This is a genomic window from Mycobacterium sp. E2479, assembly GCF_001667925.1.
In the GTDB taxonomy this organism is placed as follows: Bacteria; Actinomycetota; Actinomycetes; order Mycobacteriales; family Mycobacteriaceae; genus Mycobacterium.
This window is the reverse complement of record NZ_LZJR01000096.1, coordinates 143,558-155,790: the sequence shown is the minus strand read 5'-3', so window position 1 is coordinate 155,790 and position 12,233 is coordinate 143,558. Positions and strand designations below refer to the sequence as shown.

Annotated in this window: 11 protein-coding genes; 6 read left to right on the top strand and 5 right to left on the bottom strand. The window is 65.8% G+C overall.

Features of this window, described 5'->3' with window-relative positions; all coding sequences use genetic code 11:
• Positions 1 to 122: 122 nt before the first annotated feature.
• Both A5686_RS15650 and A5686_RS15645 read left to right on the top strand, forming a co-directional pair.
• A complete protein-coding gene (locus tag A5686_RS15650; RefSeq protein WP_067935847.1) occupies positions 123 to 1,283 on the top strand; it encodes an acyl-CoA dehydrogenase family protein in 1,161 nt (386 codons plus the stop codon).
• 652 nt (positions 1,284 to 1,935) lie between these two features.
• Complete coding sequence (locus A5686_RS15645; protein ID WP_067935844.1) at positions 1,936 to 4,116, top strand: LGFP repeat-containing protein; 2,181 nt, start codon at positions 1,936 to 1,938, stop codon at positions 4,114 to 4,116.
• A 17-nt stretch (positions 4,117 to 4,133) separates the two neighbouring features.
• Here A5686_RS15645 and lexA read toward each other — a convergent pair whose 3' ends face one another.
• Positions 4,134 to 4,832, bottom strand: a complete 699-nt coding sequence (gene lexA / locus A5686_RS15640; RefSeq protein ID WP_067935841.1) for a transcriptional repressor LexA — start codon at positions 4,830 to 4,832, stop codon at positions 4,134 to 4,136.
• A gap of 290 nt (positions 4,833 to 5,122) precedes the next feature.
• On the opposite strand from lexA, the gene A5686_RS15635 reads away from it, so the two are divergent.
• The 3 genes from A5686_RS15635 to A5686_RS15625 all read left to right on the top strand — a co-directional run bounded on the left by A5686_RS15635 (position 5,123) and on the right by A5686_RS15625 (position 6,768).
• Positions 5,123 to 5,617, top strand: coding sequence for a LysM peptidoglycan-binding domain-containing protein (locus tag A5686_RS15635; protein ID WP_067935838.1), 495 nt, complete (start codon positions 5,123 to 5,125; stop codon positions 5,615 to 5,617).
• Between the two features lie 148 nt (positions 5,618 to 5,765).
• Positions 5,766 to 6,230 (top strand): transcriptional regulator NrdR, encoded by a 465-nt coding sequence (gene nrdR, locus A5686_RS15630; RefSeq protein ID WP_067935835.1) that lies wholly within the window; start codon positions 5,766 to 5,768, stop codon positions 6,228 to 6,230.
• Between the two features lie 52 nt (positions 6,231 to 6,282).
• A complete protein-coding gene (locus tag A5686_RS15625) occupies positions 6,283 to 6,768 on the top strand; it encodes a peroxynitrite isomerase (RefSeq protein WP_067935830.1) in 486 nt (161 codons plus the stop codon).
• Between the two features lie 11 nt (positions 6,769 to 6,779).
• On the opposite strand, the gene A5686_RS15620 is transcribed toward A5686_RS15625, so the two are convergent.
• The 3 genes from A5686_RS15620 to A5686_RS15610 all read right to left on the bottom strand — a co-directional run bounded on the left by A5686_RS15620 (position 6,780) and on the right by A5686_RS15610 (position 9,578).
• Entirely contained in the window at positions 6,780 to 7,466 is a 687-nt protein-coding gene (locus A5686_RS15620; RefSeq protein WP_067935824.1) for a PhzF family phenazine biosynthesis protein, read from the bottom strand.
• 45 nt (positions 7,467 to 7,511) lie between these two features.
• The gene (locus A5686_RS15615; RefSeq protein WP_067935821.1) at positions 7,512 to 8,543 is read right to left on the bottom strand and encodes an alpha/beta fold hydrolase; all 1,032 of its coding nucleotides are present in this window, start codon (positions 8,541 to 8,543) and stop codon (positions 7,512 to 7,514) included.
• Between the two features lie 63 nt (positions 8,544 to 8,606).
• A complete protein-coding gene (locus tag A5686_RS15610; RefSeq protein ID WP_067935818.1) occupies positions 8,607 to 9,578 on the bottom strand; it encodes a proteasome assembly chaperone family protein in 972 nt (323 codons plus the stop codon).
• A 237-nt stretch (positions 9,579 to 9,815) separates the two neighbouring features.
• Between A5686_RS15610 and A5686_RS15605 the strand changes: the two genes are divergently transcribed.
• Positions 9,816 to 10,652 (top strand): serine protease, encoded by an 837-nt coding sequence (locus A5686_RS15605; protein WP_067935815.1) that lies wholly within the window; start codon positions 9,816 to 9,818, stop codon positions 10,650 to 10,652.
• A 163-nt stretch (positions 10,653 to 10,815) separates the two neighbouring features.
• On the opposite strand, the gene sthA is transcribed toward A5686_RS15605, so the two are convergent.
• The gene (gene sthA, locus A5686_RS15600) at positions 10,816 to 12,231 is read right to left on the bottom strand and encodes a Si-specific NAD(P)(+) transhydrogenase (protein ID WP_067935814.1); all 1,416 of its coding nucleotides are present in this window, start codon (positions 12,229 to 12,231) and stop codon (positions 10,816 to 10,818) included.
• Positions 12,232 to 12,233: the final 2 nt, after the last annotated feature.

Sequence of the window (12,233 nt, the reverse complement as noted above, 5' to 3'; positions counted from 1 at the left end):
GCCGCGCGGAGCAGTGCTGCCCGACGCACCCGAGCCGACAATAGGTCAGCCCGCCGGCTGCCTACCAACCGTCTGGTTGGTATATGTTGGGCTGCAGTAACCCCAGTCGCCGGAGGTCTTTTATGAGCAGCGCCATCAAATACCAGCGCACTCTTTTCGAGTCAGAGCACGACCTGTTTCGTGAGTCCTACCGGGGCTTTCTCGAGCGTCACGTCGCGCCCTACCACGACGAGTGGGAGAAGGAGAAGATTGTCGACCGGGGTGTGTGGCTCGAGGCCGGCAAGCAAGGCTTCCTCGGCATGGCAGTGCCGGAAGAGTACGGCGGCGGCGGCAACCCCGACTTTCGGTACAACGCGATCATCACCGAGGAGACCACCGCCGGCCGGTACAGCGGCATCGGTTTCGGCCTGCATAACGACATCGTGGCGCCGTACCTGTTGGCGCTGGCCACCGAGGAGCAGAAGCAGCGCTGGTTGCCGAAATTCTGCACCGGAGAGCTGATCACGGCGATAGCGATGACCGAACCGGGAACCGGTAGCGACCTGCAGGGCATCAAGACCCGTGCGGTCAAGCAGGGCGACCACTACGTGCTCAACGGCTCAAAGACGTTCATCACCAACGGAATCAACTCCGATCTGGTGCTCGTGGTCGCGCAGACCGACCCGGAAAAGGGCTCTCAGGGTTTCTCGCTGCTCGCCGTCGAGCGGGGCATGGAAGGCTTTGAGCGCGGGCGCCACCTGGACAAGATCGGGCTCGACGCCCAGGACACGGCCGAGTTGTCGTTCACCGACGTCAAGGTGCCGGCCGAAAACCTGCTGGGCCAGGAGGGCATGGGATTCATCTATCTCATGCAGAACCTGCCGCAGGAACGCATCTCGATCGCCATCATGGCCGCCGCGGCCATGGAGCAGGTGCTCGAGCAGACCCTGCAATACACCAAGGAGCGCAAGGCTTTTGGTAAGCCGATCGGCAGCTTCCAGAACAGCCGCTTCGTGCTCGCCGAGCTGGCGACGGAGGCTACCGTGGTCCGCATGATGGTCGACGAGTTCGTCCGCCTGCACCTGGACCACAAGCTGACCGCCGAGCAGGCCGCCATGGCCAAGTGGTACTGCACCGAAAAGCAGGTGCATCTGATCGACCGCTGTCTGCAACTGCACGGTGGTTATGGCTACATGCGTGAATACCCTGTGGCCCGTGCCTATCTGGATGCCCGGGTGCAAACGATCTACGGTGGCACGACCGAGATCATGAAGGAAATCATCGGCCGCAGCCTCGGCGTCTAGCCTTTCGTTTTGCTGGATAGCAGACGCGCGATTCGGATAGGCGCGACGCTGTCGGCGCAGGGGCCTCCGGCACTGGCGGGACGCGATGGACATTCGTTCGTTGACTCGCACGTCGCTATTGCCGACGAACCGACCAATGCGTGCAATGGTCGGTTGTGCCGGGGTAGAGCGTGAATGCGCCGATGGCTCACGTACCGTCGGCCCATGGATTTCGGATATACCGACCGCGTGAGCACGCGTAGTCAGGCCCGCTATCGCGCCGTCCGCTCATGCGCGCCGCGCAGCCGCGGCCGGCGCAATTCTGCTGCGCGAGTCGGCAGTCCGGCCTCGTTATTCGATTTTGCCTTCCCGCCGCGTTGCCGTGCGGTATCCGCAACACCGCACGAACGGTGCCACGGCGGATCGCGATCGAGCCATGGGTCGGCATCATTTCGACATCGGTGTGGTATCCGTTTTTGTAAAATTCGTGATTTGACTTCGCATTTCTTGGCGGTTGGAGCAAAGTTATGCGAGCCCGACGATAAGGCTGGTTGTGCGCGGGTCCATTTCCGGCGCAAGTACCGCCCGCTCGCCGGTTATGCAGGCAAGGGCATAGCCGCAGGATGGGCCATGTCCGCCGGCTGGGAGGCTTGGTGAAGTGCAGAGAGGCCATATGCGCAAGCTGATCGGAAGCGCGCTGGTCAGCCTGACGACGACGGCATTGGCCGCGGTATTGCTGGCGCCCACCGCGATAGCGAGTCCGATAGGCGACGCCGAGGCCGCGATCATGGCCGCATGGGATAAGGCCGGCGGCGACACCTCGCCACTGGGCGCCCGTAGGGGCGACGTGTACCCGGTCGCTGATGGTTTCGCTCTGGACTTCGACGGCGGCAAGATGTTCTTCACCCCGGCCACCGGAGCCAAATTCGCCTACGGGCCCGTCCTGGACAAGTACGAGTCGCTGGGTGGACCGGCCGGCAGCGATCTGGGCTTCCCGGCCATCGACGAGGTTCCAGGCCTCTCCGGTCCGGACAGCCGGGTGATCACCTTCTCAGCCAGCGACAAGCCGGTGATTTTCTGGACGCCCGAACACGGCGCGCACGTGGTGCGTGGCGCACTCAACACCGCTTGGGACAAGCTGGGCAGCTCGGGCGGGGTTCTGGGCGTACCGGTCGGCGACGAGACGTACAGCGGCGAGGTGTCCTCCCAGAAATTCAGCGGCGGCCAGGTCTCGTGGAACCGGCAGACGAAGCAGTTCACCACCGAACCGCCGGCACTGGCCGACCAGCTCAAGGGCCTACAGGTAGCGATCGATCCGACCGCCGCGATCAACACCGCCTGGCGCGCGGCCGGGGGACCCACGGGGCCGTTGGGCGCCAAGCAGGGCGGGCAATATCGGGTCGGCGGGGACGGGATCGCCCAGAACTTCGCCGGCGGCAAGGTGTTCTTCACCCCAGCGACCGGCGCGAACGCCCTCGAAAGCGACATACTGGCCAAGTACGAGTCACTGGGCGGACCGGTCGGCAGCGACCTGGGCTTCCCGACCACCAACGAAACCGACGGCGGCATAGGGCCTTCCAGCCGTATCGCCACCTTCTCCGCGGCCGACAAGCCGGTCATCTTCTGGACTTCCGACCACGGCGCCTTCGTCGTACGCGGGGCGATGAAGACTGCGTGGGACAAGCTGCGCGCTCCGGCCGGAAAACTCGGTGCCCCCGTCGCCGACCAAGCCGTCAACGGCGATGTCATCTCCCAGCAGTTCACCGGCGGCAAGATTTCGTGGAACCGGGCAAAGAACACGTTCAGCACGGAGCCGGCCAACTTGGCGAAGCTGCTGTCCGGCCTGCAGGTGTCGGGTCAGGACCAGCCGAGCAACTCGGCTATGCCGCCGCACGCGAAGAAGTCCACCTGGCACTGGTGGTGGCTGGTTGCCGCCCTTCCGGTGGTGGCGCTGATCGTGCTGCTGGCGTGGGTGCTGTTCGTATGGCGGCGCCGCCGGCCCGACCACGAGGACGCCGCGGCCTACGCGCCCGGCCACGAGGGGTACTTCGGCTACGACGCCGACGAGCGCTGGGGACACGACGATTCCGACGTCACCGCCGACTCGTTTGGACAAGCCGCGCCGCGCCAGCCCGAACCGGAGCCGGAGGCCGGGCCGGTCGGCTGGCAACGTCAAGTTGCCGTCGGAGGCGACCACGGGTTCGACGAGGAAGACCCCGACGCGGTCGACACCGACTCGATCCCGGTCGTCTCCGAGGAGATGCTGCCGGAGGCCGCCTATCCCGATGCCGGGGACGACTACACCGACTACACCGACGCCGTTCCGGATGTCGCCGAGCCCGAGACGGCGGACGACGCCGCCTATCTCGACGCCGAGGATCCCGATGCCGGTTATGTGGAGGAGACGTATCCGGAAGACGAGTACCCAGACGTCCTTCCCTCCACCCCAGCGGACGACGATGCCGTGGCCAGCGCCCTGGAAACCGCTGAGCCAGAAGACGAATACCTCGACCTCCCGGAACCGGACGTCGAGCCCGCACCGGATGCCGCGGCCGACGCCGCGGTAGGAGCCGCCGTGGTCGCCGAGGCGGGCGTAAAGACTCCGTCACGAAGCGGTCGGCACGCCGCCGAGGACGCCTCGGAGAACGGTATGGCGGGACCGGACGGGCGACCCACCATCCACCTGCCGCTCGATGACCCGTACCAGGCGCCCGACGGATATCCCGTCAAGGCGAGCGCGCGTTACGGCTTGTATTACATGCCGGACAGCGACCTGTATCAGGACACGCTCGCCGAAATTTGGTTGTCCAGCGAAGAAGTCGCGCAGGCGAACGGCTTCACCAGGGCCGACTGACTGGGTCCGCTCCCGCGTCAGACCTTGCGAATAACCGTGACGACCTTGCCCAGCACGCTCGCGTCGTTGCCCGGGATGGGATCGAACGCCGGGTTGTGCGGCATCAGCCACACCTGACCGCCGGCGCGTTTGAAGGTCTTGACCGTGGCCTCACCGTCGAGCAGCGCCGCGACGATGTCGCCGTTGTCGGCGACGTTCTGCTGACGCACCACCACCCAGTCGCCGTCACAGATCGCGGCATCGACCATCGAGTCACCGACGACCTTGAGCAGGAAAAGCGTGCCTTCACCGACCAATTCGCGCGGCAGGGGAAAGACGTCTTCGACGGCCTCTTCGGCGAGGATGGGCCCGCCGGCCGCGATGCGCCCGAGCACCGGGACGAACGTGGGTTCGGGCAGGGCGTCCGAGCCGGCCACCTCCGTGGCGGGCACGGCCACGTCGTCGTCGGCGCCGCGGACATCGACGGCGCGCGGGCGGTTGGGGTCGCGGCGCAGGTATCCCTTGCGCTCCAGGGTCCGCAGCTGGTGCGCCACCGATGACGTCGACGTCAGACCGACGGCGTCGCCGATCTCCCGGATGCTGGGCGGGTAGCCGCGGCTGGTGACCGAGGCGCGAATGACATTCAGAATGGTTCGCTGCCGTTCGGTCAGCGAGGGATCCACGGAGTGCAGCCGGGCCTGGGGACCGGCCGATGAAACGTCGTTGATGTCGCCCATGCACTGAATGTAGCCGCAGCGCGAGCAAGAATCAAACATGTGTTCGAGTAGCGTGTCGCCGCTCGGTTCAGCTCGCTTAAAAGGCCCGAGGCCGATGAATCACAAGTGTGTAACTCTTCGGGATATCGGGTATTTGTTGCCTCGTGACAGTGGTAGAGGCCGACGAACTTGTCGGTGGTGTGATCTAGCGTTTGCTCGTGCGACACGCTTCGCTCAAATGTTCGGTTTCGAACATACAGGCGATTAGGGTCGAACACACGAGCGAGAGTTAGTTGACCGGAGGAACGAAGATGACAGTCATCCACCCGCCTGCGCCGCATACCAGCAGTCTTCGGCGCCCGATCAATGGACCCGTCCAGGGTGCTCGCTACGGACGGGACGGGCTGGCCCGGACCCGCCGGCCCACGCCGACGCGGCCGACGAATGCGGCCACGCGCTACGGCGGCACCGGGGTGGCGATGTCCGTCGCTCGCCACGGCAGGCGCGCCACCACCTGGGCATCGACCATCGGGCTGGCGCTGGCCGCCGGGGCAATCACGCTGTGGCTGGGTCTCGTCGCCAATGTCGGGCAGGTCCTCAACGGCGACTCCACGAACTCTGCGGCCCACGTTCCCGACCGGCTCGCCATCGTCCGCGTCGATGCGGGCGAGTCGCTTCAAGACTTCGCGCATCGCGTGGCGCCCGACGCGCCGACCACCCAGGTCGCCGACCGCATCCGCGAACTCAACGATCTACACTCGTCGAACCTCATGGCGGGACAGACCCTGATCGCTCCGGTCGGCTGAGCAACGTTGTGAAAAAAGGGCTATGGGCTGCGGATCCGGGATGCCAATGCCGAGTTCGTACGGCCGGCGGCTTCATTAGCTGTGTAGTTCGACGCGCGGGTACGCTCAAAGTCCAGCGGTACCTTGTCGGCGCGATGAAGGAGCGGTCATGCACTGTCCGTTCTGCCGCCATCCCGATTCGCGGGTGATCGATTCGCGCGAGACCGACGAAGGGCAGGCCATCCGGCGCCGCCGATCCTGTCCCGAATGCGGGCGACGCTTCACCACCGTGGAGACCGCGGTGCTGGCGGTGGTCAAGCGCAGCGGCGTCACCGAACCGTTCAGCAGGGAGAAGGTCATCAGCGGCGTGCGCCGGGCGTGCCAGGGGCGCCAGGTCGACGACGATGCGCTGAACCTGCTGGCCCAGCAGGTCGAAGACACCGTGCGCGCCGCGGCCTCACCCGAGATACCCAGTCATGAAGTCGGCCTGGCCATTCTGGGTCCGTTGCGTGACCTGGACGAGGTGGCCTACCTACGATTCGCCTCCGTGTATCGGTCGTTTGAGTCCGCGGACGACTTCGAACGCGAGATTCAGGCGCTACGCGAACACCGCGGAGTAGCAGCCCCAGGCTGACGGGTCGGCGTCCTCGGATTGCCCGGCTCCTCAGCGGGCTAGGCTCGGCTTCATGCCTCCTGACTTGCATCCCGACCTTGCGGCGTTGGCCCCGCTCCTTGGGACCTGGTCCGGCCAGGGTGCGGGCAAGTACCCCACCATCCCGCCCTTCGACTATCTCGAAGAAGTCGTGTTCGGCCATGTCGGTAAGCCGTTTCTCACCTACGGGCAGAAAACCAAGGCCGTCGCCGACGGCAAGCCGTTGCACGCCGAAACCGGTTTTCTTCGCGTGCCACAGCCGGGTCATCTCGAAATAGTTCTGGCGCATCCCAGCGGTATCACCGAGATCGAGGTCGGCACCTACTCGGTGAGCGGTGACCGCATCGAAATGCAGATGTCGACCACGGCGGTCGGTTTGACACCCAGCGCTAAAGAGGTGACCGCGCTTGGCCGTTCGTTCCGCATCGACGGTGACGAGCTCTCCTACACGGTGCAGATGAGTGCGGTCGGGCAACCGCTGCAGGACCACCTCACCGCCGTGCTGCACCGGCAGCGCTGAGCACGCAGGCGTCAGTCAAGTTGTCTCACACCGTCGTTGACGACCCGCCCGGTCACCCGGACCCAGCCCTCGGCGCTCCAGGTCGTGTCGATGACGGAGCCCTTGCCCTGGGTAATCCGCAGGCTCTGACTCAGGTAGTCGGTGATCCGCATCGCCGCCGAGCCGGTCGCCTCGTCCTCGACCACACCGAGGTTGGCCGCGAACATGCGCGCCCGCAGCGAGCCTGCCGCCCGGTCGGTCCAGGCCCACAGGTAATGCGCGGTGTCATCGGGATAGTCGGCCGGGTCGGCGGCGAGAACCTCGCCGGCCGAAGTGAATTCGTGCAGCGCGATGTCGGGCGCCCATTCCGCGCGAGCGTTGATGCTGGCGCGGTCGTCGTCGTAACCGACCGGCACGATCCCGGCCCGCACCCGCAGCGTATTGATCGGCGAACCGATCTCGCGCAGCCACCACGTCGCGCCGACGGTCGGGTGGCCGGCGAACGGCAGTTCGGTTCGCGGGGTGTAGATGGTGGCGTGCGCCGTGGTGGAGCCGGGGGCCGGGAGGTCGACGAAAACGGTCTCGCTGTAGCCCAATTGGGTTGCCAGCCGCTGCCGGTGCGCGGGCTCGACCTGGCCGGCGTCCACCACGCCTAGGGGATTACCGAAGTCGCCGTCCGAATCGGTGAACACCCGCAACACCGTCACGCCGATTCCCATGGGCCGACTGTACGGCGCCGCATCGGCCCACATCGATCGAGGTGATCAGGTGGCGCTGCGTTCGTCGGAACCGATGGCGTTCAGCACGGCGACGCGAGTGGGCGCGGGACCCGAGACGGCCTGCTCGCCACCGCCGGTGCGAAGCAGTTCGCGAAGACTGGCCTGGTCGTATTCGGCGGGGTCGGTGGAATCGATGAAGCGCTCGACGACATCGATGAAGCGGGCCGGGTCATCGTGGAAGGGGAAGTGGCCGGAGCCTTCGAAGATTTCGAGACGCGAGCCCGGCATCGCGGCATGCGCCATCCACGCATGCCGAACCGGAACCACCACATCCTTGGTGCCCCAAACGATCTGCACCGGGATGGCTTCGGTCAAATAACATCGGTCGAGCATGGTGACGATTTGACCGCGCCAATCCACCACGGCGCGCAGCGTCCGGCTGAACGCCGCGGACGCCGTCGGCTCGGGCAGGTCGTCGAGGATGCGCAGCACGTTGGGTAGATCGCGGCCCAGCCCGCTGCTGCCCAGCGCCATGCCCAGGACACGTCCCATGATCTGAACCGCCGGCAGCACCAGGGGCAACCGCAGCAGGGCGATCGCCTCACTGCCCATCGGCAGCGAGGCCCAGCGTAAGACGAAGTTGACGTCCTTGGTCACGCCGCCGGCGCCCACCAGGATCAGCCGTTCCACCAAATGCGGGAATTGGTAGGCGAATTGCATAGCCACACCGCCACCCAACGAGTGACCGATGATTGTGACCCTCTCGATGTCGAGCACGCTGAGCAGGTCACGCATCCCATTTGCGTACGCGGCCACCGAGTAGTCGGCGCGCGGCTTATCGGATTGCCCGTGGCCGAGCAGATCGGGGGCGATCACTGTGAACCGCTGGGCGAGCTTGGCCTGCACGGTATTCCACGTCGTGGAGTTGTCGCCGATGCCGTGGATCAGCAGAATCGCCGGTCCGGAACCGGCGATACGGTAGGCCCGGCGGTAACCGTGAATGGTGCGGTACTCGAGCTTGGGTGCGGTGACTTCACGCACCGGGCGGAGCGTGGCATTGCGCTTCCGCTCGGTCATATCGCCAACCTTGGTGTCGGGCCGGGCTAAGGGCGGTCTGGCTAGGGCGTCACGATGAATGGGTCAGGACTTGTCGTCGTCGTCGTACTTCTTCTCCGCCTGCTGGGCCAGAAATCGCTCGAACTCTGCGCCTAGCTCATCGCCGCTAGGCAGATCCTCGTCGCGAGTCAGTAACGATCTGTTCTCCTGAGCGTCGATGAAGGCATCGTACTGGCGCTCCAGCGCGGCCACCACTTGAGCGACCTCGGTGCTCGCTTCCACCTGCTCGTCGATCTTGGCCCGAATCACCTCGGCCGCTTCGGTTAACGCGGTCAGCGGAAGTTCTAGCGACGCGGTCTTGGCGACCTGCTCGAGTAACGCTTGCGCGGCGGCCGGGTAATCGGTCTGCGTGAGGTAGTGGGGGACGTGCACCGTGAAGCCCACGACCTCGTGCCCGTGCTGACCCATCCGGTATTCCAGCAGGTTGGAGGCACTGCCCGGCACCTGGATCTCGGCAATCCACGGCTGGAAGTTGGCGATCAACTCCGGGTTGTTCGAGTGTGCGGTCATGGTGGTCGGCCTGGTGTGCGGGACCGCCATCGGGACCGTTCCCAAGCCGATGGTCTGGCGCACGCCGAGGCGCTCGGCCAGCAGCCGCACCGCGGTGATGAAGCGCTCCCACTTGAGATCCGGTTCCATGCCGGCCAGCAACAGGAACGGTGTGCCGATCGTGTCGCGCATCGCGTACAGGCTCAGCTCGGGATCCTCGTAGTGGGTGAAGTGATCGGTCTTGAACGTCATCAGTGGCCGCCGCGAACGGTAGTCCAGCAATTCGTCGATCGCAAAGGATGCGACCAGCTCTGTGTCGAGCACCGCCTTGAGGTGCGCGGCCGCCAGCTTGATGGCATGGCCGGCGTCGGAAAAGCCCTCCAGGGCGTGCACCAGCACGGGGCCGCGGCCGTCGGACGTCGACAACTGCGGCGCCGGCAACTCGAGCTCGTACATGCCAGCCTGCCCTTGCTGGTACTGATCGTCTGGGTCCTGATGGTGAGCCATCTTCAATCGCCTCCTCTCGAGGGTCTCTTCAGGGTGCCCTACCAAGTGTCCCCCGAATCGGGCGGCACCAACATCTATCAGCGAACTTCGCATTCACGCTGTTAGCTGGAACGGGATAATTCTCACTCGTAATCCGCAAACGAGACCTCACGCGGGCCGCCCCCGACCCCCATACGCCGGCAACCCACGTGACGCACCACGATGTGCGCAAGTCGGCCTGCAGTGCATTGGTCAGGCATGATGAAGGCGATGCGCATTCGGATCCTGATGCTCTGCACGGTGGTGGGGGTGGCGATGTCGCTGACGTCGTGTCACCGTCCGGTCGATCACGTTTCGGGTGCGCCGGTGTCCCCTCCGCGCGTCGGCGGCCCGGTGCAGCGGCTCAGCCAGCCCGAGCAAAAGGCCGTCGCTGGTCCGGTCGAGCCGGATCGTCGCATCGGGGCAATTTTCATCGACGGCGGCCCGCTACACGTGTGCACCGGTTCGGTGGTGCATTCGCCGGGAGGCAACCTGATCATGACCGCCGCGCACTGCCTGGCCGGTGCTTCGCTGATCACCTTTGTTCCCGGTTTCGCCGGGGATGCCGCACCCGGCCCCGCCGATGTGTGGAAGGCCGACGCGGTCTACCTCGACCCACGCTGGACGGCCAGTAAAGATCCGCGCGCCGACTATGCGATTGCGCGGGTCAGCAATGACGCCCGCGCTCCCGTCGAGTCCAAGGCCGGCCTGGCGCTGACACTAGGTGTGACGCCGCCGCCGGGCAGCCGCGTCACCGTGCTGGGCTATCCGGCCGGGGTGGGCGGCTCGCCCATCGGGTGTCAGGCCAGCACGTCAGTCACCGACACCGGGTTTCCGGCCTTGGCCTGTGAGGGGCTGGTGGACGGCACCAGCGGTGCGCCCTGGGTCAGCGGCACCACACTGATCGGGGTGATCGGCGGCCTCGAGCGAGGCGGCTGCGCCGCCAACATGTCGTACTCGGCGCCGTTCGACGCGCAAACCGGCCAGCTACTGGCCCGCGCCGAGGCCGGCGGGCCCGGCGATCCGGTCCCGAACGACCTTCAAGACACCTGTTAGTGGTGATCGCCAGCGCGGCGGAGCCGGGCGTAGTGGGTCGCCACCCTGGGGTTAAGTGGCGATCGCCAGCGCGGCGGAGCCGGGCGTAGCGGGTCGCCACCCTGGGGTTAAGTGGTGATCGCCAGCGCGGCGGAGCCGGGCGTAGCGGGTCGCCACCCTGGGGTTAAATCCGGAACTGGTTGAGCGCCCGGACCTTATTCATCACATCGAGCGCCGCCACCTTGTACGCCTCGGAGAACGTGGGGTAGTTGAATACAGCGTCCACCAGATAATCGACGGTGCCGCCACACCCCATCACGGCCTGCCCGATGTGCACCATTTCGGTGGCGCTGGTGCCGAAAATGTGCACGCCGAGCAACTTGAGGTCCGTGGTGGACACCAGCAGTTTGAGCATCCCGTAGGAGTCGCCGGCGATCTGGCCGCGCGCCAGCTCCCGGTATCTGGCCACACCGACCTCGTAGGGGACTGAGTCCTTCGTCAACTCCACCTCGGTGGCGCCGACGTAGGAGACCTCCGGGATGGAGTAGATGCCGATGGGTTGTAACTCGGTGATGCCGTCGGAGGCTTCCCCGAACGCGTGATAGGCGGCCAGGCGTCCCTGTTCCATCGACGTCGCGGCAAGCGCGGGGAAGCCGATCACGTCGCCGACGGCATAGATATGGGGCACTTTGGTCTGGAAATTGTCGTCGACGAAGATCCGGCCTCGGTTGTCGGAATCCAGCTCGGCGTTGTGCAGATCGAGATGATCGGTCTGGCCTTGCCGCCCGGCCGAATACATCACCGTCTCCGCGGGAATCTGTTTGCCGCTGGCCAGGGTGGTCACGGTGCCCGCCGATCCGACGTCGACCGCGGTCACCTCCTCCCCAAACCGGAACGTCACCGCCAGGTCGCGCAGGTGGAACTTCAGCGCCTCGACGACCTCCGGGTCGCAGAAGTCGAGCATGTCGTCGCGCTTCTCCACCACCGTGACCTTGGTGCCCAGCGCGGCGAACATCGAGGCGTACTCGATGCCGATGACGCCGGCGCCGACCACCACCATCGAGGCGGGCAGTGATTTGAGATCGAGGATCCCGTCGGAGTCGAGCACCCGGTGTTCATCGAACTCGACGCCGGAGGGCCGCGCGGGCCGGGTGCCGGTGGCGATGACCACGTATTTACCCGTAATGGTTATCTTTTCGCGCCGCGACGGGTCCTCGACTTCGATGGTGTGCGGGTCGACGAAACGCCCGTGACCGATCAGCAGGTCGATGCGGTTGCGCATCAGCTGGTTGCGCACCACGTCAACTTCCTTGCCAATCACGTGCTGGGTTCGGGCCAGCAGATCGGCCGGAGTGATCTTCTCCTTCACGCGATAGCTCGCGCCGTAGAGTTCGCGCTGGCTCATCCCGGTGAGGTACAGGACCGCCTCGCGCAACGTTTTCGATGGGATGGTGCCGGTCTGGACGCACACACCGCCGAGCATCTGTCCGCGTTCGACGACGGCGACCGACTTACCGAGCTTGGCCGACGCGATGGCGGCCTTCTGTCCGCCGGGCCCGGACCCGATCACCACCATGTCGTACTCTTGCGCCGAACTCATGG

Bases quoted from the DNA above. Each gene is read 5' to 3' on its own strand.
- A5686_RS15650 (WP_067935847.1), top strand. From the start codon at position 123: ATGAGCAGCGCCATCAAATACCAGCGCACTCTTTTCGAGTCAGAGCAC.
- A5686_RS15645 (WP_067935844.1), top strand. From the start codon at position 1,936: ATGCGCAAGCTGATCGGAAGCGCGCTGGTCAGCCTGACGACGACGGCA.
- lexA (WP_067935841.1), bottom strand. From the start codon at position 4,832: ATGGGCGACATCAACGACGTTTCATCGGCCGGTCCCCAGGCCCGGCTG.
- A5686_RS15635 (WP_067935838.1), top strand. From the start codon at position 5,123: ATGACAGTCATCCACCCGCCTGCGCCGCATACCAGCAGTCTTCGGCGC.
- nrdR (WP_067935835.1), top strand. From the start codon at position 5,766: ATGCACTGTCCGTTCTGCCGCCATCCCGATTCGCGGGTGATCGATTCG.
- A5686_RS15625 (WP_067935830.1), top strand. From the start codon at position 6,283: ATGCCTCCTGACTTGCATCCCGACCTTGCGGCGTTGGCCCCGCTCCTT.
- A5686_RS15620 (WP_067935824.1), bottom strand. From the start codon at position 7,466: ATGGGAATCGGCGTGACGGTGTTGCGGGTGTTCACCGATTCGGACGGC.
- A5686_RS15615 (WP_067935821.1), bottom strand. From the start codon at position 8,543: ATGACCGAGCGGAAGCGCAATGCCACGCTCCGCCCGGTGCGTGAAGTC.
- A5686_RS15610 (WP_067935818.1), bottom strand. From the start codon at position 9,578: ATGGCTCACCATCAGGACCCAGACGATCAGTACCAGCAAGGGCAGGCT.
- A5686_RS15605 (WP_067935815.1), top strand. From the start codon at position 9,816: ATGATGAAGGCGATGCGCATTCGGATCCTGATGCTCTGCACGGTGGTG.
- sthA (WP_067935814.1), bottom strand. From the start codon at position 12,231: ATGAGTTCGGCGCAAGAGTACGACATGGTGGTGATCGGGTCCGGGCCC.